Source organism: Elusimicrobiota bacterium (assembly GCA_041660925.1).
GTDB lineage: Bacteria > Elusimicrobiota > Elusimicrobia > UBA1565 > UBA1565 > JBAZUV01.
The window spans coordinates 63273-84873 of record JBAZVI010000009.1 but is presented as its reverse complement, the minus strand read 5'-3'; the positions used below and the strand labels follow the sequence as shown (position 1 = coordinate 84873).

The 21601-nt window shown below is 72.8% G+C and carries 16 protein-coding genes; 7 read left to right on the top strand and 9 right to left on the bottom strand.

Going from position 1 to position 21601, the window contains the following annotated elements; genetic code table 11:
- Nucleotides 1–61 precede the first annotated feature (61 nt).
- The 7 genes from WC969_12675 to uvrB are packed head-to-tail and all read right to left on the bottom strand — an operon-like array spanning nucleotide 62 to nucleotide 8778.
- Nucleotides 62–2455: a sulfatase-like hydrolase/transferase gene (locus WC969_12675; protein MFA6030704.1), complete on the bottom strand. Its 2394-nt coding sequence runs from the start codon at nucleotides 2453–2455 to the stop codon at nucleotides 62–64.
- The gene (locus WC969_12670) at nucleotides 2452–3366 is read right to left on the bottom strand and encodes a tetratricopeptide repeat protein (protein MFA6030703.1); all 915 of its coding nucleotides are present in this window, start codon (nucleotides 3364–3366) and stop codon (nucleotides 2452–2454) included. The genes WC969_12675 and WC969_12670 overlap by 4 nt, the downstream gene beginning before the upstream one ends.
- Nucleotides 3323–4873 carry a tetratricopeptide repeat protein gene (locus WC969_12665; protein MFA6030702.1) on the bottom strand — a complete coding sequence of 517 codons (1551 nt, stop codon included), beginning with the start codon at nucleotides 4871–4873 and terminating at the stop codon, nucleotides 3323–3325. Before WC969_12665 ends, WC969_12670 begins: the two co-directional genes overlap by 44 nt.
- Nucleotides 4870–5265 (bottom strand): response regulator, encoded by a 396-nt coding sequence (locus WC969_12660; GenBank protein MFA6030701.1) that lies wholly within the window; start codon nucleotides 5263–5265, stop codon nucleotides 4870–4872. Before WC969_12660 ends, WC969_12665 begins: the two co-directional genes overlap by 4 nt.
- Nucleotides 5265–5852 (bottom strand): biotin--[acetyl-CoA-carboxylase] ligase, encoded by a 588-nt coding sequence (locus WC969_12655; GenBank protein ID MFA6030700.1) that lies wholly within the window; start codon nucleotides 5850–5852, stop codon nucleotides 5265–5267. Before WC969_12655 ends, WC969_12660 begins: the two co-directional genes overlap by 1 nt.
- Complete coding sequence (nadC, locus tag WC969_12650; GenBank protein MFA6030699.1) at nucleotides 5849–6739, bottom strand: carboxylating nicotinate-nucleotide diphosphorylase; 891 nt, start codon at nucleotides 6737–6739, stop codon at nucleotides 5849–5851. The genes WC969_12655 and nadC overlap by 4 nt, the downstream gene beginning before the upstream one ends.
- Nucleotides 6736–8778: an excinuclease ABC subunit UvrB gene (gene uvrB / locus WC969_12645; protein ID MFA6030698.1), complete on the bottom strand. Its 2043-nt coding sequence runs from the start codon at nucleotides 8776–8778 to the stop codon at nucleotides 6736–6738. Before uvrB ends, nadC begins: the two co-directional genes overlap by 4 nt.
- 264 nt (nucleotides 8779–9042) lie before the next feature.
- Between uvrB and WC969_12640 the strand changes: the two genes are divergently transcribed.
- The 7 genes from WC969_12640 (at nucleotide 9043) to WC969_12610 (ending at nucleotide 18659) form a co-directional block, all read left to right on the top strand.
- Complete coding sequence (locus tag WC969_12640) at nucleotides 9043–9318, top strand: hypothetical protein (GenBank protein ID MFA6030697.1); 276 nt, start codon at nucleotides 9043–9045, stop codon at nucleotides 9316–9318.
- 256 nt (nucleotides 9319–9574) lie between these two features.
- On the top strand, nucleotides 9575–11179 hold the full coding sequence (locus tag WC969_12635) for a M48 family metalloprotease (GenBank protein MFA6030696.1): 1605 nt from the start codon (nucleotides 9575–9577) through the stop codon (nucleotides 11177–11179).
- Nucleotides 11180–11194: 15 nt separating this feature from the next.
- Complete coding sequence (locus tag WC969_12630; protein MFA6030695.1) at nucleotides 11195–12889, top strand: glycosyltransferase family 39 protein; 1695 nt, start codon at nucleotides 11195–11197, stop codon at nucleotides 12887–12889.
- Nucleotides 12886–16137: a DUF4175 family protein gene (locus WC969_12625; GenBank protein MFA6030694.1), complete on the top strand. Its 3252-nt coding sequence runs from the start codon at nucleotides 12886–12888 to the stop codon at nucleotides 16135–16137. The genes WC969_12630 and WC969_12625 overlap by 4 nt, the downstream gene beginning before the upstream one ends.
- Nucleotides 16138–16144: 7 nt before the next feature.
- Nucleotides 16145–16801, top strand: coding sequence for a CpXC domain-containing protein (locus tag WC969_12620; protein MFA6030693.1), 657 nt, complete (start codon nucleotides 16145–16147; stop codon nucleotides 16799–16801).
- Complete coding sequence (locus WC969_12615) at nucleotides 16798–17910, top strand: hypothetical protein (GenBank protein ID MFA6030692.1); 1113 nt, start codon at nucleotides 16798–16800, stop codon at nucleotides 17908–17910. Before WC969_12620 ends, WC969_12615 begins: the two co-directional genes overlap by 4 nt.
- Complete coding sequence (locus tag WC969_12610; GenBank protein ID MFA6030691.1) at nucleotides 17907–18659, top strand: glycosyltransferase; 753 nt, start codon at nucleotides 17907–17909, stop codon at nucleotides 18657–18659. Before WC969_12615 ends, WC969_12610 begins: the two co-directional genes overlap by 4 nt.
- Here WC969_12610 and WC969_12605 read toward each other — a convergent pair.
- The gene (locus tag WC969_12605; protein MFA6030690.1) at nucleotides 18656–19567 is read right to left on the bottom strand and encodes a class I SAM-dependent methyltransferase; all 912 of its coding nucleotides are present in this window, start codon (nucleotides 19565–19567) and stop codon (nucleotides 18656–18658) included. The two genes, WC969_12610 and WC969_12605, sit on opposite strands and share 4 nt — an antisense overlap.
- Nucleotides 19564–21588 carry a hypothetical protein gene (locus WC969_12600; protein ID MFA6030689.1) on the bottom strand — a complete coding sequence of 675 codons (2025 nt, stop codon included), beginning with the start codon at nucleotides 21586–21588 and terminating at the stop codon, nucleotides 19564–19566. Before WC969_12600 ends, WC969_12605 begins: the two co-directional genes overlap by 4 nt.
- Between the last annotated feature and the right edge of the window lie 13 nt (nucleotides 21589–21601).

The window sequence follows — 21601 nt, the reverse complement described above, 5'->3', positions numbered from 1 at the left end:
TAATACATTATCGCGCGGGCCTGCGCGGGAGCGACGGGAATCCGCGTCGGAGGATCCCCGGCTAGTCCGGGTGGACGCCGTACTCCGTGTCGATGCGGTCGAGTCCGGCGCGCACCCCGGCGCGCCCGCGGGCGGCGGTCTCGGGGTCGAGCGGCAGGGAGCGGCCGGCCGCGGTCCCGTCGAGCTCGAAGAGGAACTCCTGATAGGACACCCCGTCGGCGATGTAGAGCCGGCGCGCGTCGTCGAGGAGGAGGCCGTAGGCCGGGGCGTAGCTCGAGGCGACGAGCTCTTCGGGCCGCGGCGCGGGGGACTGCCCGGCGGGACGCAGGAGCGGGCGTCCGGCGAGCGGGGACGAGGAGTCCGGCTCAAGGCTCAGCAGAGCGGCGAGGGTCGGGGCGACGTCCAGGAGCAGGGTGGATGCGTCCGCGTCCCAGATCCGGCCCGCGAACAGGCGCGCGGGCGCGTGGAGGATGAGAGGGACTCTGAGGACTTCCGGGTAGACGGTGAAGGCGTGGCCCCAGCGCCCGCCCTCGCCGAGGGAGTCGCCGTGGTCGGAGGTCACGACGACGATGCTGTTCTCCCACCGGCCGCTGCGCTTGAGCGTCCCGACGAAGCGGCCGAAGCAGGCGTCCATGCGCGCGACCCGGGAAGCGTAGGGCGCGTGGAAGCCCGGGTACGCGGGGTCGGCGGCCGCGCCGCGGCCCTCGCGGTCGATGACGGAGACATGGAGGTCCTGCGGCTGAGTGTAGACGAAGAGCGGCCGCTCGCGTCCCAGCGTCGGGAGCAGGGCTTCGAGCTCCCCGAGCGTGCCGCAGAGTTTGTAGTTCTCGACCGTGCGTTCGTCGAGGGCCCGCGTACCCGCCGGCGGCGTCAGCACGCTCTTGAGCACGGCATCGAGCGTGATGAGCGGGAGGTAGCCGCCGTCTTCGACGAGCTTCTCGAGCAGGTTCATGCGGTGCAGTCCGGGCGGGTACTGCTGGTGGGGGAGGCGTGCGCCCGCCCAGATCGCCGGTTCCGAGAGGCCGGTCCCCCCGTAGGCCGTGAACGCGCGGCGGAAGACGACCGACTCGCGCGCGAAGGCGTCGAAGCCGGGTGTGAAGCGGACCTTCGGGTCGTAGGCGCCGAGGTGGTCGGCCCGGAGGCTGTCGACCACGAAGATGAAGACGTCCGGCCGGGGCGAGGGCGCGGGGCCGGTCGGCCGCAGGCTGCGCTCAGGGATGCGTACGGAGACCGAGCGCGGGAGGTTCGTGCGGAGCTGGAGGTGCTGGAAGAAGCCGTCGCCGCGAGAGGCGTCGCGCAGGAGGCGGTAGAGCGCGCGGGTCGAGGGCTCCTCGGCGGCGAGGTGCTGGAGCGCGGGCCGCAGGCGCAGGCCCAGCCGGCGCGCGAGCGGGTCGGCGGCGCGCAGCCCGACGTCGGCCGCCCAGAGCAGCAGCGCGCAGGCCGCCGCGGTCTTCCACGCGTCCGGCGGCGGCCGCCGCATCGGCAGGCGCTCCCACGGAAGGCGAAGAGCGGCGGCGACGGCGAGGAGCCAGGCGCCGTAGACGCTCAGGCTCTGCAGCATGAAGTCCCAGTCGACGGCGAAGATCTTGCGCGCGGCGGCGGGCGCGAGCGCGGCAGCGCCGAGCAGCAGGAGCGTCCCGAAAGGGCGGGAAGGGGACTCCTCGCTCTCTCGGAGGGACGCGAGCGACGCGAGGGTCAGTGCGAGGGAGGCCGCGGCTCCGTAGAGGATCGCGGAGAGCCCCCGGACCGAGAGGGGCTCGAGGACCGTGCGCCGCAGAGCGAAGAAGACGGCGGCGGCGAAGACGAGCCCGAGGAGCGGGAGCTCGGCGCGCCGAAGCTCCGGGTGCGCTCGCGGGAGGGAGCGCAGAGCGGCGAGGACGGCGGCGAGGACGGCGGCGAAGGAGACGTGCAGGAGCGCGCTGCGCGCGAGGGCGAGGAGCGTCCCGATGGGAGTGCCGGGGAAGCCTGCGAGGGCGGCGGCGAAGGCGCCGCCGGCGAAGAGGACGAGGGCGGCGGCGAAGGGTGCAAGGGAAAGGCGGCGGGCATTCTCGAGGAGGGAGGACGCGGGAGGGGGAGGCGCGGCCAGGAGGACGAGCTCCCAGGAGAGCGTCGGCGTCCAGGCGACGAGCGCCCAGATGAAGCTGCGCAGGTCGCAGCTCAGCGTCGGGAGCAGGGGACGCAGAAGCCACCCGAGCGCGAGGGCCGCATGGGGCAGCCCCCAGAGGAGCGCGGCCTTGCGCCGTCCGCTCCCCAGGAGCGCTGCGCACGCGAGCGCGACGAGGGCCGCGAAGAGCCACGGGTGGACGTGCAGCAGGACCGCGGCCCAGGAGGGGTAGGCGCGGTTCGAGATGAAGTTCGTCCACGTGAAGGGGATGCGGCAGAGCAGCGCGTAGGCGGAGGCGAACGCGCAGAGGCCGAAGAGCCCCCAGCGCGCGCAAGCGCGGAGAGCGCTCATCGCCGCCTTCCACCGCGCAGGAGTTCGACCTTCCTCTGGAGGGCGCGGTCCTCGGGGGCCAGCGACAGCAGGGCTTCCCAGGTGCGCAGCGCGTCGGCGCTCTCGCCGTCCTGCTCCTGCATGCGTCCGAGGATCCGATAGGGGTCCTGATAGGACGGGCTGTGCAGGATCGCCTTGCGCAGATAGGCTTTCGCTTCGGCGCGCCGCCCGGAGTCGCGGGCGACGAGCGCGGCGGTGATGAGTGCGTCGGCGTTGTCCGGAGAGGTCGAGAGAACGGCGCGCAGGAGGGCGTCGGCCTCGGAGTAGCGCTTCTGGCGCTGGCGCAGACGGGCGAGGCCGATGCGCGAATCGGTGTTCTCCGGCCGAGCGGAGAGGACTTCGAGGTAGGCCTTCTCGGCGTCCTCCTCCCGGCCCAGCCGCTCGTCGGCGAGCCCGACGTAGAACCCGAAGTCGGGGTTCGTCGGGTCGAGCTTCATGCAGCGCCGGTGCGCGTCGAGAGCCTTCTCGAGGCGGCCGGCGGCCTCGTAGGCCTTCCCGAGCGCGGGGCACGCCTCGGTCGGCCTCGGGGCCGAGGCGAGATATTCTTCCCATGACGCGGCGGCGGCGCCAGGGCGTCCGAGGAGGGACAGGGCGTCTGCTTCCGCCTGCAGATACTCCGGCCGGTCGGGGAAGGCGCGCAGCAGGGCGCGGGCGGCGCTCAGGACCTTGAGGGGCTCGCCGTCGCGGCGTCCCTCGTCGAGCTTCTCGGCGAGGGCGCGGGCGCGGGGCTCCGAGAGCGTGCGCGGATGCAGGCCTCCGGCGGCCGAGGCGGAGAAGAAGAGCAGGGCCGCGGCCGCGAGATCGCGGGCCGGGGCGACGAAGCCGCGCTCAGAAGGTCCAGCGGCCGGAGAGCCCGAGGGAATAGGATTCATCACGGAGTGTGCTGCGCCTCAGCTTGCCTGAGAGCAGCAGCGAGGCGCGCTCGCGCCAGTAATACTCCAGCTCTGCGAGGGCGAGGTTCCCCTCGTAGCCGCCCCGCGTGTCGCGCGCCCAGCCGTGCTCCGCGGCGAGGTGCGTCCAGAGGCCGGGCTCGACCATGCGCCGCCAGTGCGGCCCGGCCCAGTGTTCGGTCCAATCCGTGGAGCGGTAGCCGTCCGCGGGGCCGAGGTAGTCGTAGGCCTCGATGCGATACTCGGCACTGAGTCCCTTCACCCGGGGAACCGCGAGCGCGAGGCCGATGCTCGCGTCATGGAGGCGGTTGCCGTCGCGGTAGCGGGACCAGCCGTAGCCTGCGTCGATGCGCGCGAAGTCCTCGCGCAGCCAGCGCCAGCGTGCGCCGAGCCGGTCGTAGGCCGCGAAGCGGATGCGCCCGGCCGCGTCTGCGCCGAAAAACTCCTGGTGGGACTGCCCGTAGGAGAGGTGGATGTAGTTCTCTCCGAACTCCCGGAAGGCCGCGGCCGACCAGCGCCGCAGGGTCGTGTGGTCCGAATAGTCATCGAGCCCGCCGCGCAGGAGACCGCCCCAGCCCCAGCGGTAGGCCTCGACCTCCGCGTTGGCGTAGGCTTCGCGCAGGAGCGCGAAATACTGGCTTCCGCCGGCGCCGCGCAGGAAGTAGGGCTCGCGGCCGGCCTTCAGGCGGACGGTCGCGGCCGGCGCGCGCCACTCTCCGGCGAGGCGCAGGCGGGAGAAGCTCTTGCGGCCCACCCCGGCCTTGTGCACGTCGGAGAGGAAGGACTGCCCGTACTCGGCCTCGAGGTCGAGACCCTTGCGCGGGCGCAGGGCGGCGCCGACGGAGGCGACTTGTTCGAGGATGTCGAAGTAGGTGAATCCGTTCGTGTCGTTGCGCTGGGCCTCCTCCCTCGCGGAGTATCCGAGCAGGAGCTCGGCCTTCGGATGGACGCCGAAGCGCGCCTTCGCGCCGCCGGAGCGGCCCTCATAGACCACGCGCTGAGGGCTCCCGGTCTCGAGCCCTTCGTTGGAGAGGGACTTGTACATGCGGGCTTCCGGCAGCACGCCGGGCCGCTCGCGCTGCACGCCGTCGAGCCGGCGGTGCAGGCCGAGGTCCATCGGGTCGGCGGCCGCGGCGCCGCGCAGGTCGGCGAGGTACTCGTCGCGGCGCTCGAGCTCCGCGTCGGCCCGCGCCAGCAGTCCGAGGATGTAGCCGCTGTTCGGGCGGCTCTCGTTCCAGCGGGAGAGGTAGTCCCGGGCCTGCGCGTACTCTTTGAGGGAGAGGCAGGTCAGTCCCAGGCCCTCGAAAGCGCCGCCGCTCTTGGGGTCCTTCGCGAGCATCTCGAGGAAGACGGCCTTCGCTCCGGCGTAGTCGCCCTTGCGGCGCAGGGCCATCCCCTGGGAGTAGGGGTCGGAGCCCGGGGCTTCGGCGCGCGGGGCGCTCGGCAGAGCGGCGGCGAGCGTCAGTGCGAGGAGGAACGCCTTCTTCAAGCGGCTCCCTTGGACGCGAGGATCTTCGCGACGGTCTCGCGCAGGCCCTTGGGGTCGAAGGGCTTCTGGAGGTAGGCGGCCACGTTGGGCGAGCCCTCGAAGAGGTGGCGCGTGTCCCCGTGCGCGGTCACGACGAGGATCGGGAGGTCGCGGGTGCGCGCGTCGGAGCGCATCTTCACGCTCGCGGTGAAGCCGTCCATGATCGGCATCATCACGTCGAGCAGGACGAGGTCGGGCAGGGCCTTCGCCGCGTCGGGCGGGTCGACGCCGAGCTCGGCGAGGGCCTCCTGACCGTTGCCGGCGGTGAGCACGCTGTGCCCCGATTTTTCGAGGATGAACTTGATGAGGAAGACGACTTCCTTCTCGTCGTCGACGACCAGGATCCGGGCCATCAGCTCTTCATTCTCCTGCGCAGTTCCTTCAGCACCGCGTCCAGCACCTCGTCGGTCTCCGGTGCGCGTCCGGTCAGAGTCTGAATGCTCGCGGCTTCGGGAAGGGCGCGCGGGATGCGGTTGCGCACGTTGATCCCGATGCCGGCGACGACCCAATCTACCATTTTCGAGTCGCCCGAGGCCTCCAGGAGGATCCCGCAGACCTTGCGCCAGGAGCCGTCCCCGGCGCGCGCGAGCACGTCGTTGGGCGGCTTCACGAATGTCTCGAGCCCCGTGAGCGCGCGCAGGGCCGCGGCGCACGCTTCTCCGAAGAGGAGGCTCAGGTCGGCGAGCGCGGCGGGCGCGAGCCGCGGCCGCAGGACGAGGGAGACGTAGAGCCCGCCCGCGCCGGAGGACCAGGAGCGCTCGAGGCGCCCGCGTCCCCGCGTCTGGCGGTCGGCGCGCACGAGCGTCCAGGCCGGGGCGCCCTCGGCGGCGAGTCGGCGCGCGACGGCCTGCGTAGAGGGCGTGCTGCGCAGCCGCAGGATGTTCCCGGGGAATCCCGAAGAAGGGACGCCTCCCGGGATCCCCCGGAGCGGAGTCTTCAAGGGCGGGAAGCCCCCCTCGGCGGGCGCGGTCCGCGCCCGTCGATCTTCATGCTGATGTCGAGGGAGGGGGCCGAGTGGGTGAGCCGGCCCACCGAGATGCGGTCGGGCCCGAGCCGCGCGAGCCGCCGCACTTCGGAGAGCGCGATGCCGCCGGAGACCTCGATCTCGGCGCGGGGCGCGCTGCGCCGCAGCCAGCGGATCTCCCGGCGCAGGGCGGCCGGAGGCATGTTGTCGAGCAGGACCACCTCGGCTCCCAGGCGGGCGGCGAGCTCGACCTCGGCGTGGTCGCGGGCCTCGATCTCGACGGGGACGCGGGGGCGGCGGCGGCGGAAGGCGGCGAGCCGGCGCGCGAGCGCGGCGGGGGAGGCGGCGCTCAGGTGGTTGTCCTTGAGCATCACCATGTCGTGGAGGCCGGCGCGGTGGTTGCGCCCGCTCCCCGCGCGCACCGCCGCCTTCTCGAGGGCCCGGAAGCCGGGGGCGGTCTTGCGCGTGTCGTAGATGCGGGCGCGGGTGCCGCGCGTGCGCTCGACGTAGGCGCGCGTCAAAGTCGCGATCCCGGAGAGGCGCTGGAGGAAGTTGAGGGCCGTGCGCTCCGCGGTGAGGAGCTCGCGTCCGCCCGTGACGCGGGCGACGACGGTGCCGGCGCGGACGAAGGAACCGTCCCGGCGCAGCCAGCTCAGGCGCGCGCGGGGAGCGGCGAGGCGGAAGACCTCCGCGGCCGCCGCGGTCCCGGCCAGGACGCCGTCGCTCTTGACGAGGAAGCGCGCGCGCAGGCGCAGTCCCGGCGGCAGGAAATGACGCGTCGAGAGGTCGCCCGCCTTCCCGAGGTCCTCCTGCAGCGCGAGACGCACGAGCTTCTTGGAAACGGGATCGAGGGGGGCTTTCATCGGCGGGCCTTCCTTTTCGCTGGAGCCTTCGCGGCTGCGGTTTTGCGGCCGCCGCCGACGGACATCTCACGGAGTTCGAAGATCTGGTCGCGCAGCAGGGCGGCGAGCTCGAAGTCGAGGTTGTCCGCGGCCTCGCGCATCTGGCGCTCGAGCGTCTCGAGCAGGTGGGGTACGCTCTTCGGGGTCAGCGGGCGGGCCCCCGCCGCCTCCCGGACGAGCAGGAGGCCCTCGCGCTTGGCGCGGGTCTGGAACTCGGTCAGGTCGGTGATGGCCTTGCTCACGCCGCGCGGGGTGATGCCGTGCTTCTCGTTGTGGGCGGCCTGCTTCGCGCGGCGCCGGTCCATCTCGTCGAGCGCGCGGCGCATCGAACCGGTGACCTTGTCGGCGAAGAGCGCCACCTGCCCTCCGAGGTTGCGCGCCGCGCGGCCGGAGATCTGGATGAGGGTGGTCTCGCTGCGCAGGAAGCCCTCGTTGTCCGCCTCGAGGATGGCGACGAGCGCGACCTCGGGGAGGTCGAGCCCTTCGCGCAGGAGGTTGATGCCGACGAGCACGTCGAAGGCGCCTTTGCGCAGGTCCTGGAGGATCTCGACGCGGGTGAAGGCGTCGATGTCGGAGTGGAGGTAGCGCACGCGCAGGCCGCGGCCGGCGAGGAACTCGCAGAGGTCCTCGGCCGTGCGCTTGGTGAGCGTGAGGACGAGGGAGCGCTGCTTCTTCTTCGAGCGCTCCGCCACCATGTCGATGAGCCGGGGGATCTGCCCTTCGGTGGGGTAGATCACCACCTCGGGGTCCACGAGGCCGGTGGGACGGATGATCTGCTCGACGACGACCCCGCCGGAGGCCTTCAGCTCGTAGGGGCCGGGGGTCGCCGAGACGAAGAGGGTCTGCCCCGCGAGGGCCTCGAACTCGTCGAACTTGAGCGGGCGGTTGTCGAGCGCGGAGGGCAGGCGGAAGCCGAAGTCCACGAGCGTCTGCTTGCGCGAGCGGTCGCCCTCGAACATCCCGCGCACCTGCGGGATGCTCACGTGCGACTCGTCGACGACGAGGAGACGGTCCTCGGGGAAGAAGTCGAGCAGGCAGAAGGGCCGCGCGCCGGCCGGCCGGCCGGTGAGGTGTCGCGAGTAGTTCTCGATGCCGTTGCAGAAGCCGAGCTCGCGCAGCATCTCCATGTCGTAGCGCGCGCGCTGCTCGAGGCGCTGCGCCTCGAGCAGCTTGCCGCCGGCCTTGAGCTCCTCGAGTCGGCCGGCGAGTTCGGCCGAGATCGTCCCCAGGGCGCGGTCGATCTCCGTGCGCGTCGAGACGAAGTGCGTGGCCGGATAGACGTAGGCCTTCTCGAGGGAGCCGAGCTTGTCCCCGGTGAGCGGGTGCAGGGCGCTCAGCGAGCGGACGACGCCGCCCTCGAGCTCGACGCGCAGGGCGTGGTCTTCGTAGGCCGGGTAGACGTCGACGAAGCCGCCCTTGACCCGGAGCTTCCCGGGCGCGAACTCGACCTCGTTGCGCTCGTACTGGGAGGCGATGAGCAGGTCGAGGAGCTCCCCGCGCGTCATCGGGGCGCCGACCTCGAGTCCGACGCAGAGCTTGCGGTAGTTCTCGGGAGCGCCGATGTTGTAGATGCAGGAGACCGAGGCCACGACCACCACGTCGCGGCGCGAGAGCAGCGAACTCGTGGCCTTCAGGCGGAGCTTCTCGATGTGCTCGTTGATGGAGGCGTCTTTCTCGATGTAGGTGTCGGTGGAGGGGACGTAGGCCTCGGGCTGGTAGTAGTCGTAGTAGGAGATGAAGTACTCCACCGCGTTCTTCGGGAAGAAGGCCTTGAACTCCGCGTAGAGCTGGGCGGCGAGGACCTTGTTGGGGGAGAGGATGAGGGTCGGACGCTGGACCTTTTCGATGACCGAGGCGACGGTGAAGGTCTTCCCCGAGCCCGTCACCCCCAGCAGGACCTGGTTCTTCGTCCCCCGGGAGAGGCCCTCGGAGAGCTCGGCGATCGCCGCGGGCTGATCCCCGGCCGGTTGGAAGGGCGATACAAGATGAAAACGCTCCATGCGATTGGATTATACCTGTTCAATTTACCCTTCCTTAGCTCCCCTTCCTGCGGGAGGGGGAAGGGTGGGGGGGTATCTTCAAAATATGCGGTTAGCCCCCCTCCGCGTCCTCCCCCGTAGGGGGAGGCAGTGAGGAAACTGTCGTCGTATGCAATCTGGGCCCAAGGGCCCAAATATCGCTGGGTCCACTGAGCACACCTTAAGGGCCTCCCGACCCTGAGCTTTCCGCCGGGGCGTGCTACAATATGGGTGAGGAAAGCGGCCATGCTCTACATGCGATTCGTCCTCTGCTTGGGCTTCGGGCTCTTCGGGATCTCCCTGCTCCTGAAGACGCTCATCGATGCCCTTTTCCTCGAGTGGGATGTCGTCGGCGACGCGGTCCGCTACTTCGACGGCGTCTCCCGCCGCCGCCGCTACGTCACCCTCGAGCTCCAGCCCATCGAGGAGCTCACCAGCCGTATGCAGCACCCGGGCCGGGTCGGCCGCCGCGAGCTCCCGGAGCCCGTGGCGATGCCGGACGCCGGCGTCGTCCTCGCGTAGAACCTCTCCCGGGTCTCCCTTCTGCTGCGATCGCGTCTTTCCGGCTGCGACGGCGTCGCTCGTCGCTTGCGTAGCCTTTGCTACGCGGCGCTCCTCGGCTCCTTGTCTCGCTCGGAAATCCGCGCTCTCGCGACGAAGGGAGACCCGGGAGGGGTTCTACCGGGGACCTAAACAAATATAGGTCCTTAAGCCGTTTCCGAACGGACTTTCGTCCCTCCCGCGCGCCTATATAACCGGCTACCCTAATACGGACGCCATGAAGAAGACGCTTCGCGTTCTCTGCGTCCTCGGTCTGCTCCTGCAGACGGCTCTGCCGGGCGTCCCGGCGTTTTCTCAGGTCGTCGTCCAGCCGGCGGTCGCGGGGAACGCGGCCGTCGGGGCGGTCGGCTTCGTCGGCGCCGTCGTCCCCAAAGGGGCTCTCTCTTCCTCACTGTCCTCCCCTTCGGGGGAGGTCGGGTGGGGGAGAATCGTCGTTCCTGTTCCCCTCGTCTTGACGAACGCTCTCCGGGTCCAGGCCCGCATCGGGGCTTCCGCCTCCGCGGCCGCGGCAGTGCCCGGCGCCGCGCTGCTCCTGCCGGTCCGGGCCGCTCTCGTGACTCCCTCACTCTTCGAGGCAGGGTCGGGGTGGGTAGGATCGCCGTCGCTCAATCCCGACGCCGCTTCCGACGTCTCGACCCCGAAGACCGCGGCGGCCGAAGGCCGCTTCGCCGCGTCTCCCATCGCCTCCGCGCTCCAGACCGTCGTCGGCGCCGAGGCGCGCGGACGCGAGAAGGGGGAGAAGGGCCTCTCCCTCTCCATCGGGAAGGCCCTTTTCGACGGTTCTCGACGCTTCGCCGACGTGGAGCTCCCGCCGGCGCCGGAGGCCGCGGAGACCGGCGCCGTCCGCGCCGTCGACGAGGCCCGGCTCGCGTCGTCCTCCGAGCTCGAGAACGGCCGCACGGCGAGCGGGCTCGCGCCGCCGGCCGCGGTACTCTCGCTCGACGACTACCACCCGCCCGTCGGCCTCATGCTCTCGCGCGCCGTTCTGCGCGCCTCCCATCTTGCGCTCCTTGCGGCGTCTTACGCGGTTCTCGGCTCCGGCGTCGGCGTCGCGGCCTTCGCGGCTTCCGCCGCCTGGGTGGGCGGGAAGCTCTTCTGGGAGTATAGACGCTCGGCGCCGCCGGCCGACGCCGCTCCCGCGCCCCAGGCGCAGGACGACTACTCGCTCTGGCTCCGCGGGCTGCTCGGTTACCTCGCCGGGCGGATGGGCGTCCCCAAGGAGAGGCTTCCCCGCATGGTGGTGAGCAACGAGCGCGGCGCGTACGGGGCCAGCAGCTTCGGCAAGGCGCTCGACGCGAGCGCGGACGTCTCCATCGGGGAGGGCTTCGCCCGGCTGCCGGTCGAGCAGACCCTGGGGGTCCTGGCCCATGAGCTCGGGCATCTCGTGCTCGGCGATTTCAGCGCGGCCCGGATCTTCCAGAATCGCATCGGTTTCCAGGTCTTCCTCGAGATCCTGCGCGACGTCGCCGTGCGCGGGGGGCTCGTCCTCCTCGGCGAGGCCGTCTTCGGCCTCGTCGCCTGGAAGGCCGCGTTCCTCGGCGCCGCCCTCGCGCTCGCCGCCTTTCCGGTCGCCGTCCTCGGACTCGCCCTCGGCCTGGCGGTGTCCCGCCGCGAGGAGCTGCGCGCCGACCACTTCTCCGGCTGGCTCACCGACCCGCGCTGGATGGCGGACTTCCTGCGCGGCCGCGAGGCCGCGCGCAAGGAGAGCCTCGCCGCCCCGGAGGACTTCTTCGCGCGGCTCTGGCGCCGCCTCTCCTCCACGCACCCCTCCAACGAGGAGCGCATCCGCCGCCTCGAGCGCGCCGCCCAAGGCCAGCATTAGTATAATCCCGGCGGAGTGAAGCGCCCTTCTCCGCCGCCCACGCCTCAGCCGCCGCCGAAGCCCTTCCTCATAGGGGCTCTCGCCGCGTCCCTCTTCATCCTGCACCTGGCGCTCGGCCTGCGCTTCATCGGCTCGGCCGCCCCGACCTACGACGAACCGGTGCATCTGGCCAGCGGCTACGCCTACCTCGCCACGGGGATCTACCGCCTCAACGCGATGGACCACCCGCCGCTCGGCGAGATGTGGGCCGCCCTTCCCCTTCTGCGCTGGTCGCCGAACCTCTTCCGCAGCCATCCCGACTGGTCCGCGAACCGGGTCTACCACTACGCCGACACCTTCCTCTACCGCAACAAGGTCCCCGCCGAGCGCATGCTCAACGCCGCACGCCGGTGGTCGCTCATCGGCTGGAGCGCGCTCTTCTTCGCCGCGCTCTTCGCCTGGGGCGCGCGCCTGGGCGGTCCCGCCGCGGCGCTCGGGGCGCTCTTCGCCTTCGTCTTCCAGCCGGTCCTTTCCTCGAACCTCGCGCTCGTCACCACCGATGCGGCCTCGGCGGCCTTCTTCTTCCTCACCTTCTTCCTGCTCGCGCGCGAGGTCCGGGGCCGGGGAGTCTGGCTCGCGGCCGGCGCGTGCGCGGGCCTCGCGCTCGCCTCGAAGTTCAACATGATCCTGCTGCCGCCGCTGGCGGCCCTCCTCCTCGTCCTCGAGCATCGCCTGCGGCCCGCGCCGCGGCCGCGCTTCCCCTGGCTCGGCGTCCTGCTCGCGGCGGCCGCCGCGCTGCTCGCGCTCGCGGCGGTCTACCGCTTCGCGAGCCTCCCCGTCTACGGGGAGGGGCTCTCGGCCACCCTCGCGCGCCTCGAGCGCGGCCGCGCGACCTTTCTGCACGGAAGCCGCACGCTCACGGGCTCGCCGCTCTTCTTTCCGACGGCGCTGGCGCTGAAGACCCCCCTCGCGCTGCTCCTCCTCGCGCTCGGTGCGGCGTTCGTCCGGTTCAGGAAGCCCGGTCGCGAGCTGCTCTGGGTCCTGGGTCCGGCGCTCGTCTACTTCGCCGCCGCGCTGAGCGCGAAGGTCCAGATCGGCGTGCGGCACCTGCTGCCGGTCCTGCCCTTCCTCGCGCTGCTCGCCGGCTGGGCCCTGGGCGAGCTCTGGAAGCGGCCGTGGAAGGGCCGCCTCGCGGCCGCCGTGCTCGCGGCCTGGGCCGCGGTCTCCGTCCTGCGCGCGGGACCTCACTCCCTCGCCTACTTCAACGAGCTCGCGGGCGGGCCCGCAGGCGGCTGGCGCTGGCTCGTGGACTCGAGCCTCGACTGGGGCCAGGACCTCAAGGGGCTCGGGGCCTGGCTGCGCGAGCAGGGCGGCCCGCCGGTCTACCTCTCCTACTTCGGCACCGCCGACCCGGCCGACTACGGCATCCGCTACGTCCCGGTCGGCTTCATCACGAACTGCGAGCGTCCCGGCGACGCCGTCGACCCCGCGGCCTCGGGCCGCGTGCTCTTCGCCGTCTCGGCGACCAACCTCCAGGGCACGTACTTCGAGGAGCAGGACCTCTTCGGCTGGCTCAAGCGCCGGGAACCGCTGAAGGTCTTCGGTCACGCGCTCTTCCTCTACGACCTCAGCTCCGACGCCGAGGGCCGCGCCGCGCTGCGCGAACTCGTCGTGCGCGCCGGGCGGCCCGACGCGGCCGGCGCGCTGGGCGCCGGCGGGCCCGGGCGATGAGCCCCCTCGCTCGGGAGCTCCGACGCTGGCGCCGGGAAGGCCTCGCGTCCCTCTGGGTGGAGGGGACGCTGCGCTTCCTCCTGCCGCCGAGCGTCCTCCTGCTCTGTGCGGCCGCCGCCGAGTCCCTCTGGGGCCTTCCGGAGGCCCTGCGCGCCGTCCTCGCCGCGTCCTTCGCCGTCCTCGTCGTCCTCGGCGTTCGGCGCCGGCACCTGCAGCCGCTGCGCGCCTTGAGCGCGGCAGCGCTCCTGCGCCGGGCGGAGGAAGAGCATCCCTCGGCCCGTGCGCGCCTCGTCCCCGCCTGGGAGCTCGGCCGCGCGGGAACGCTCGCGGGGACCTCGACGGCGCTCGCCGAAGAGCACGTGCGCCGCACCGAGGCGCTCGTCGCCGGTCTGCCGCGCCGCCGCCTCTTCCCCGGACCGTCGCGCCGCGCGCTCTTCTTGGGAGGGACCGCGGCCGCGCTCTGGGCGCTGGCCCTGCCCTGGCTCGGCTCCCGTCCGTTCCTGCGCGTGCTCGCCCCCTGGCGCGACGCGCGGCTCGAGGAGGCGCTCGACATCCGCCCGGGCTCCGTCCGCGTCCCCTGGGGCGCGAGCGTCGAGCTCTCCGCGTCCTGGCGCTCCGCGCCGGCCGCGGGCGCGCGCCTGTCGGCCCCGGAGCTCTGGCTGCGCTCCGAGGGCGGACGCTGGCTGCCGGCCTCCTGGGACGCCGAAGGGCCGCGTCCCTCCTACCGCGTGGGGGCCTTGAGCGCGCCGCTCGAGTACCGTCTGCGCCACCGGGGAGCGCGCAGCGCCGTCTACCTCCTCCAGCCGGTCCCGTACGCGCGGCTCGACGGGCTCGCCGTCTCGATCCAGCCCCCCGGGGGCCGCCGCCAGGTGGTCGCGCTCGAGGGCGGCGCCCGGCTCTCCGGCCTGCGCGGCTCCTGGGTGAGCGTCTCCGGCACGGCCGACCGGCCGCTTTCCTCGGCGGAGCTCGAGCTCTCCTTCCTGGGCACGCCCGTGCCGATGCGCGCGCGGGGCGGCGGGCGCTGGGAGGGGGGGTTCCCGCTCAAGGAGAGCGGGACGATGAAGATCCGCCTGAGCGACGCGCAGGGTCTGCGCGAGAGCGAGCCCGCGCCCTTCCAGCTCACGGCGCTCGACGACCTTCCGCCCTCGGTCGAGCTGCTCTCCCCGGCTTTCGACGTGGAGATGAGCCCGCTCGAGCGCCTGCCCGTGGCGTTCGAGGCGCGCGACGACCACGGACTCTCCTCGGTCCGGCTCGTCTATCGCCTCGCGGGCCGGGCCGAGACCCGCCTCCCGGCCCGCCGCCTCGACGGGACGCCGACGCGCAGCACAGGAGACTTCCTCTGGGACCTCGCGGGTCTTCCGCCCGGCGCGGTCGTCGAGTTCTGGGTCGAGGCCGCCGACGACGCGATGCGTCCTCAGACCGGCGCGTCCCGGCACGGGACGCTCAAGCTCGTCGACTTCGACTCCGTACACGCGCGCGCGGAGGCCGGCCTGCGCGCGGCGGAAGGGGCGCTGACCGAGCTCGCCCGGCGCGAGCGCGACGCCGCCGCGGCGCTGCGCGGACTCGAGAAAGCGGGAGCCGAGTCGAAGGCGGCGGCGCGCGCGGGCGCGGACGCGGCGCAAGCGCCGCTCTCCGAGAGCTGGAAGGCGGCCGAGGACGCGCTCGACGGGCTTTCCGAGGCGGCGCGCGGGGACCCGTACGCGAACCCGGGCATGGCCGATGCCGCGCAGGGGGCCGCGGAAGCCCTCAAGGAGCTGCGCGCCGGCGAGCTCGCGCGCGCGGGGGAGGACTCCCGCGCCGGCCGGACGGCTCAGGCGGCCGCGGGGCACGAGCGGCTCGCGGCGAAGGTCGGACGCGCCGCGGCGGCGCTGCGCGAGGGTCGGCAGATGCAGGCCCTCCAGGACCTCTGGGTCGGCGCCCATCGGGCGGACCAGGCCGGCCGCGAGCTGGGCAAGACTCTCGACGAACTCTCCGCCGGGGGCCGAGCGCCGAGCGCCGAGGAGAAGAAGGCGCTCGACGACGCCATGGCCGGCCTGCGCCGGCAGATCGACGAGCTCCAGCGCGCCGTCTCCTCGATGCCGCAGGCCGACGCCGCGGCGCTCTCCGAGAAGGACCGGAAGGTCGTCTCCGTGCCGCTGGGAGCGGCTGGGCGGTCGCTCGACGCCGTTCAGGAGGCGCTCGCGCGGGGCGACTACGCCGGGGCCGCCCGCGCCGCCCGCCGTCTCTCCGAGGAGCTCTCCCGCGTGCGCTCGGCCCTCTCGGAGGCCGCGCGCGCGCAGGCCGAGAACTCCTCCTCCAGCGAGGAAGCCCGCGCGCTCGAGCGCGCCATGGAGCTCTGGAAGGAGGCGGCGGCGAAGCAGGGCGGCGCGCTTCAGCTGACCCAGAGCCTCGAGGAGGGCCGCCTGGGCGCGCGCCGCGCCGCGCAGGAGACCCTCCTGCGCCGGCTCGCCGAGGAACAGGCCGGCGTCGTGCGCGACGCCGCGAAGCTCGGCGACCCGACCCCTCCCGAGGCCGCCGCCTGGATGAGGAAGGCGCTCAAGGAGTTCGAGGCGGGACAGGTGCAGGAGTCCCCCGCGCTGCTCGAGCGGGCGTCCCGCCGCCTGCGCGCGCAGGCGGCGGCGCTCTCCCGCGCCCCGCAGGGGCCGCCGCCCTCCGCCGCCGCGCTCGAGGAGCTCGCGGCGCGGGAAGACTCCGTGCGCGAGCGCCTGCGCGCGGGCCCCTCCGAGCCCCCGCTCGGCGAGGGCGAGCTCTCGGAGCGGATGGCGGCCTCCGCGGTCCAGCACCAGGCGAGCCGCAAGACCGAGGAGCTCGGGAGCCGGCTCGACGAGCTCTCCTCCTCCGGCGCCGAGCTGCCCGAGGGGAGCCTGCGCTCCGTGTCGGACGCGCGCGCCGAGCAGAAGTCCGCCGAGGGGAGCCTCGCGCGCGGGGAGAGCGGCCCGGCGCAGAAGAGCCAGGAGAGTGCGCTCGAGCTCCTCGAGAACGGGCTCAAGTCCCTTTCGGAGGCGGCGGCCAGGCGGAAGAGCTCCGCCCAGTCCTCGCTCGCCCCTTTTCAGAAGCCGCGCGCCGTCGCGCGCTCCGGCGCGCGCGGCCGCTCCGGCGTGGACACGAGCTTCGTCCCGCTGCCGGGTTCCGAGGAGTACCAGCCGCCCCGGGAGATCCGCCAGGAGGTCGAGCGTTCCTTGAGGGAACGCCGCCCCGGCGCCTTCGACGCGATCATCCGCGACTATCTCAAGAGGATGTCCCAGTGAGGCTAACATGTCATTGAAAGGCGTCGTTCAGGCGGCCTGTCCCGCGGGCTGCGCCGCGTCGGAGCAGGAAGTCTGGAGCTTCGTGCGCGGCGACGTCGATGCGGAGCTGCGCGAGACGCTGCTCGCCGGGGACCTGAACCTGGTCCGCTGTCCCGAGTGCAGCGCCATCTTCTACGCGGAGGTCCCGCTCGTCTACATGGACTCCCGGGCCGCCCTCGTCGCCTTCGTCTTCCCCGAATCCTACCGCGCCGAGGAAGGACGCTGGCGCCTGCAGATGAATGAGGACTACGAGAAGCTGCGCGGGGTCTTCGGCGACGCCCTCCCCATCGAGGACGTCCCCGAGATCTTCTTCGGGATGGAGCCGCTGCGCGAGGTCCTGTGCGCCGACGACGCGCTCGAGGACGAGGTCCTCGTCGCGCGGCACGTGGCCGAGGGCCTCGGCTGCCGGATGCGGCCGGTGCAGCGCGCCTACGCCCGGACGCGGGGCCTTCCGCGCGTCCTTCCTTCCCGTCCCTGGAAGCCGGGGGAGCCCTTCGACCGTGAAGGGACCGTCGCGGCCCTGCGGGCCCTGCTGGAGGCCAACGACCGGCTGGAGAACTATCGCCGCTGGCTCGCCGTCGTGGAGACCGAGGGCGTCCCGCCCGCGGCCCGGGAGGAGGCATGAAGGTCCCTTCCGCCGCGCTCCGCCGTCTCGAGCCCCTCGCGCGGGAGTCGGCGCGCCAAGGCGTTCCTCTCTATGTCGTCGGCGGCTGCGTGCGCGACTGGCTGCTCGGTCGGAGCACGCAGGACATCGACCTCGCCGTCGAGGGCGAGGCCGCCCCGTTCGCGCGGGCCGCGCTGCGCCTGTGGGGCGGGAGCATGGAGGAGTTCGGCCGCTTCGGCACCGTCCGGGTGAAGCTGAAGGACGGCCTGCGCGTGGACTTCGCGCGCACACGCGCCGAGAGCTATTCCGAGTCCGCGGCCCTTCCCAGGGTGCGCCCGGCGGGCATCGAGGAGGACCTCGGCCGCCGCGACTTCACCGTCAACGCGATGGCCCTGCGGCTCGGCGTCGACGGCGCCGAGCCGGTCGACCCCCACGGGGGCCGCCGAGACCTCGAGGCGCGGCTGCTGCGCGTGCTGCACCCCGCGAGCTTCGAGGACGACCCTACGCGGCTCTTCCGCGCCGCCCGCTACGCGGCCCGCTTCGGCCTCGAGGTCGAGGCCGGGACGCGGGAGCTCATCGGCGCGGCCGTCGAGCGCCGGCGCGCGGAGCTGCTCTCGCGCGAGCGCGTGCGCGCGGAGCTGCTGCGCCTGCTCGAGGAGAAGGACCCCTCGCCCGCTTTCGCTCTGCTCGAGGACTGGGGCCTGCTCGCGGCCTTCCACCCGCGCCTGCGCTGGTCGAAGACGGCCGCCTCCGCGAGGGACGCGGGGGTGCGGCTGGGTCTGCTCGCTCTCTCCCTGGGCGAAGAGGGCCCGGAGTTCGTGCGCTCCCTGCGTCTCGAGCGCGCTCGCGCGGGAGACCTGCTCGCCGCGCTCAAGACCGCGGCGGCCCGCCGTTCCTGCGTCCAGCCGCTTCCCGCCCTCGCGCGCGAGGTGCTGGCCCGAGGGCTCGACGGCCTGCCGCCCGCGGCGCTGGAGCCGCTGCTCGTCGGCGGCGAGGACCTGCGCGCGCTCGGGCTCGCGCCCGGCAAGGAGTACGCGCGCCTGCTCGGCGAGGCCGCCGAGGCTCAGTGGAAGGGCGCGTTCAAGACGAAGGCGGCCGCGCGGCGCTGGCTCAAGATGCGGCTCGCTTGAGCGTCCCGGGCCTCGTCATCCCGAGCTTCCGGGAGCACGAGAACATCGCCGAGCTCATCGTCCGGGCGCGCGCGGCGCTCCCCGGCCTCCGCGTCCTCGTCGTCGACGATTCCCCCGACCTCGCGACGGTTCGCGCCGTCGAGGACCTGGGCCTCGAGGGTGTGCGGGTCCTCCACCGGGAGGGCAAGGGCGGCCGAGGGTCGGCCGTCCTGCGGGGCATCCGCGAGCTGCTCCGGGAAGGCTGCGCGCCGGTCCTGGAGATGGACGCGGACTTCTCGCACCCGCCCGACGAGCTCGCGGAGCTCGAGCGCGGCCTGCGCGAGCGAGGGCTCGGCCTCCTCATCGGCAGCCGCTACCTGCCGGAGAGCCGCATCGAGAACTGGCCGCTCGCGCGGCTCCTCTTCTCGCGCTTCTCGAACCGCCTGGCCCGTCTCACGCTCGGCGTCCCGGTGGCGGACTACACCAACGGCTACCGCGCATATTCGCGGGAGGCCGCCGAGTGCGTCGCGGAGACGTGCGGGCGCATGGGCTCGGGCTTCATCGCGCTCAGCGAGATCCTCGTGAACCTCCACGCGCGCGGCTACCGCATCGGGGAGACCCCCACGGTGTTCGTCAACCGCCTGCGCGGGGAGAGCGCGGTGAACCTCGGGGAGCTCTGGACGGCCGCGGCGGGCCTCCTGCGCATCTTCCTGTCCGTGCGGGTGAGAGCCCTCCGGGCTCCTCCCCGCGACCATCGCGCGCCGGGCTAACGCTTGCGGGCGACGACCTGGATGGAGTCCCGCGTGTCGAGGTAGAGGAACTTGTCCTCGAAGCCCATGAGCCCGATGAGGGCCTCGACCGCTTTGTAGACGGGTCGGGGGTAGTTCTCGAGGCGGCTGAGCCAGTAGCCCCACGTGAAGATCCGGCCGTAGGACTTCACGAGCGCGACCTCGAAGCCGGCCTTCTCGAGCATCGCGGTCATCGTCTTTCGGTCGAAGTAGTAGATGTGGGCAGGGCGCAGTCCCCACCAGCGCCCGCGCAGCAGGCGCGCCGACAGGCTGCCGATGTCGGGCGTCACGAGGTAGAGGTGCCCGCCGGGGCGCAGCACGCGGGCGAGCTCGCGCAGGGCGGCGAGCGGGTCGGCGAGATGCTCGATGACGTCGATGAGCGCCGCCGCGTCGAAATGCCCGTCGGGGAAGCGCGCCTCGTCCATCGTCCTCGCCACCACGGGCAGGTGCAGACGCTTGACCGAATAGTCGCGCGCCCACTCCGAGGGCTCCACGCCCGTCACCTCGTAGCTCAGGCGGGCGGCGTTGAGGAAGAAGCCCGCCGAGGAGCCGACCTCGAGGAGGCGGCCGCCCTTCGCGAAGCGGCGCAGCACGGCGAGCGAGAGATAGGCGTTCATGCTCCGTGCGTCGCCTTCGAGGCGGTACTCCTCGTCGGGCGCGTTCGCGTAGCCGTCGAGGAGCGCGGAAGCCTTCAGGCGCGGGCTCGTGTAGGCGAGGCCGCAGCGCCGGCAGCGGCGGATCGTCCCGTAGGCGCCGAAGACGTCGGTGGTCGCCGCGAAGTGGCCGGCCGCGTCCGCCGGCCAGCCGTCCATCGCCGCGTGGAGGACGGGCGCGTCGTCGGCTCCGCAGAGGTCGCAGGGGACGGATTCGATGCGGGGGTCGGGGGTCATCGTTCCTCCAGCGGAAGGGTATGCTGCGAGAGCTTCATCCAGGCGGCGCCGTCGCGGCGCTCGAAGAGCGTCAGACGCAGCTGCAGCGGGCCGGGAGAGCGGGGGACCTCGAGGAGATACTGCTCGCGGACGGTCTCGCCGGGTTTCCAGGTCGAAGGGGGGAGTAGGTCGTCGAAGAGGGGCCAGACGCGTCCATGCGCGCTGCGCCGCGCGCGGCTCTCGGGCTGCACCGGGGACCACAGCTCCCTGCCGGAGGCGTCGAGGATGACGGCGGTCGCGGCGAAGTCGACGGAGATCCTCGTGCGCGCGCGCCAGAGGAGGACGAGGCGGGCGGCGTCGCCGGGCGTCCGTTCAAGACGCGCTTCGAGGAGTTCCGCACCGTCGTCGGCGCTCAGGAGCGGCTTGCCGCCGCCGGAGGTCCGGCGAGCGGATTCCAGCCAGAGCGGAGTCTCGACGGCCTGCGTCCCCGGGCAGGCGCGGGCGGCGTCGAGGCGGAGGGGCTGCGTCCCTCCGCCCGGCAGCCGGAGCTCGAGGGCTCCGACGCAGGAGAAGCCCCCGTCTTCAGGGCGGTAGCGCAGGGCGCGGAGCCCCCGCAGCGGGCGCCAGAAGAAGTTCTCCGGGCCGAAGAGGTCGGCCTGGTTGAGGAAGAAGGCCCCCGTGCGGGTCGGGCACAGATGGGTGTCGCCATGGCCCCGCCCGTTCCCCGTCGCCAGCGCGAAGAGCAGCACGTGCTCCTCCGGCTGCAGGAAGGCCGGCGCCCGGAAGAGGGTGGAAGGCGCTCCCAGGAGGAAAAGGTTGTCCGTCTCGGGCGGGACGAGGCGCGGCGCTTCGGCCTGGAAGCGCCGGAAGAGCCGCCAGGAGCGCGCCCAGCCGCAGCCCTCTCCGATGCCGGAGGAGGCGCCGAGCCCGAAGAGGAGGAAGGCCAGGGCGGCGAGAGGGACGCGCAGGCCCCGCCGCATCCGGGCGAGCGCGGTGGCGGCGCAGCAGAGCAGGAGGATGAACCCGACGCTCGGCAGGTAGTTGTGCCGCGGGCTGATGAACCAGAAGTAGTTGGGAAGATAGGCGAAGAAGGTCCAGAGCGCGCCGAAGGCCGCCCAGGCGCCGAGCGCGGGCGCGCCGGCGGGGGGCTCGTCGTCCCAGCGGAGCGCGACCGCGCTCAGCCAAAGGCCGGAGAGGACGAGGAGGAGTGCGACCGTCGGGACCGGCCCACCGGCCCAGCTTTGCAGGCAATCCCAGACCGGGAGCTTGTGCATCGGCAGGAGGCAGGCCTTCACCGAGGTCCAGGCCTCGTGGAGGAGTCCGGCGAGGCGGACGACCGGGCGGCCGCCGCTCGAGACCGGACAGTAGACGCGCATGAGCGCGTGCGATGCTCCCATGAGCAGAGAGACCGCGGCGAAGGCCGCGGCATGGGCGCGCCGCCAGCCCGCCTCGGGGGCGAGCTTCCAGGTCATGAACAGGAGGGGGATCCACATGAAGAAGACCTGGTCGTAGTTGAAGAACGCCGAGGCGTAGAGGAGCAGGGTCCCGAGGACCCGCAGCCAGGGACGCGCGGCGCCGGCCAGCGCGAGGTGGAAGGTGAGGAGCAGCGAGGTGGTCGAAAGCAGGTTCATCGCCACGGCGGAGGTCCAGAAGTGCGTCTCGGCGTGGTTGGGCCAGACGAGGAAGAGCCCGGCGGCCGCCAGCGGCCAGCCCGCGGGCGCCTTCAGCCGGCGCAGCAGACCGTAGACGAGCAGGCCGTTGAGGAGGTCGAGCGCGAGGCCGAAGAGATGGAGGCCGAGGGGGGCGGGACCGAAGAGGCGGTACATCGCGGAGAAATAGAGGATGTAGAGGTTGCGGCCGGGCACGTAGGAGAGGAATTCGCTCCAGACCTGCGCCGGGGTCCCGAGCGTGAAGAGCCGGTGGAAGGCGTGGTCGTCGAGGTGCAGCCCGGCGGCGGGTGCGTGGGGGCCGAAGACGAGGAGGCCGGCGAGGGCCAGCAGGAGCGGCGGCGCCCAGGGACGGCGGAGGATCCTCTCGATCATGAGGGGAAAAAGA

Excerpts from the sequence above, each read along its gene's own strand:
- WC969_12675 (MFA6030704.1), bottom strand. The coding sequence starts at position 2,455 with ATGAGCGCTCTCCGCGCTTGCGCGCGCTGGGGGCTCTTCGGCCTCTGC.
- WC969_12670 (MFA6030703.1), bottom strand. The coding sequence starts at position 3,366 with ATGAATCCTATTCCCTCGGGCTCTCCGGCCGCTGGACCTTCTGAGCGC.
- WC969_12660 (MFA6030701.1), bottom strand. The coding sequence starts at position 5,265 with ATGGCCCGGATCCTGGTCGTCGACGACGAGAAGGAAGTCGTCTTCCTC.
- nadC (MFA6030699.1), bottom strand. The coding sequence starts at position 6,739 with ATGAAAGCCCCCCTCGATCCCGTTTCCAAGAAGCTCGTGCGTCTCGCG.
- uvrB (MFA6030698.1), bottom strand. The coding sequence starts at position 8,778 with ATGGAGCGTTTTCATCTTGTATCGCCCTTCCAACCGGCCGGGGATCAG.
- WC969_12640 (MFA6030697.1), top strand. The coding sequence starts at position 9,043 with ATGCTCTACATGCGATTCGTCCTCTGCTTGGGCTTCGGGCTCTTCGGG.
- WC969_12635 (MFA6030696.1), top strand. The coding sequence starts at position 9,575 with ATGAAGAAGACGCTTCGCGTTCTCTGCGTCCTCGGTCTGCTCCTGCAG.
- WC969_12625 (MFA6030694.1), top strand. The coding sequence starts at position 12,886 with ATGAGCCCCCTCGCTCGGGAGCTCCGACGCTGGCGCCGGGAAGGCCTC.
- WC969_12620 (MFA6030693.1), top strand. The coding sequence starts at position 16,145 with ATGTCATTGAAAGGCGTCGTTCAGGCGGCCTGTCCCGCGGGCTGCGCC.
- WC969_12615 (MFA6030692.1), top strand. The coding sequence starts at position 16,798 with ATGAAGGTCCCTTCCGCCGCGCTCCGCCGTCTCGAGCCCCTCGCGCGG.
- WC969_12605 (MFA6030690.1), bottom strand. The coding sequence starts at position 19,567 with ATGACCCCCGACCCCCGCATCGAATCCGTCCCCTGCGACCTCTGCGGA.
- WC969_12600 (MFA6030689.1), bottom strand. The coding sequence starts at position 21,588 with ATGATCGAGAGGATCCTCCGCCGTCCCTGGGCGCCGCCGCTCCTGCTG.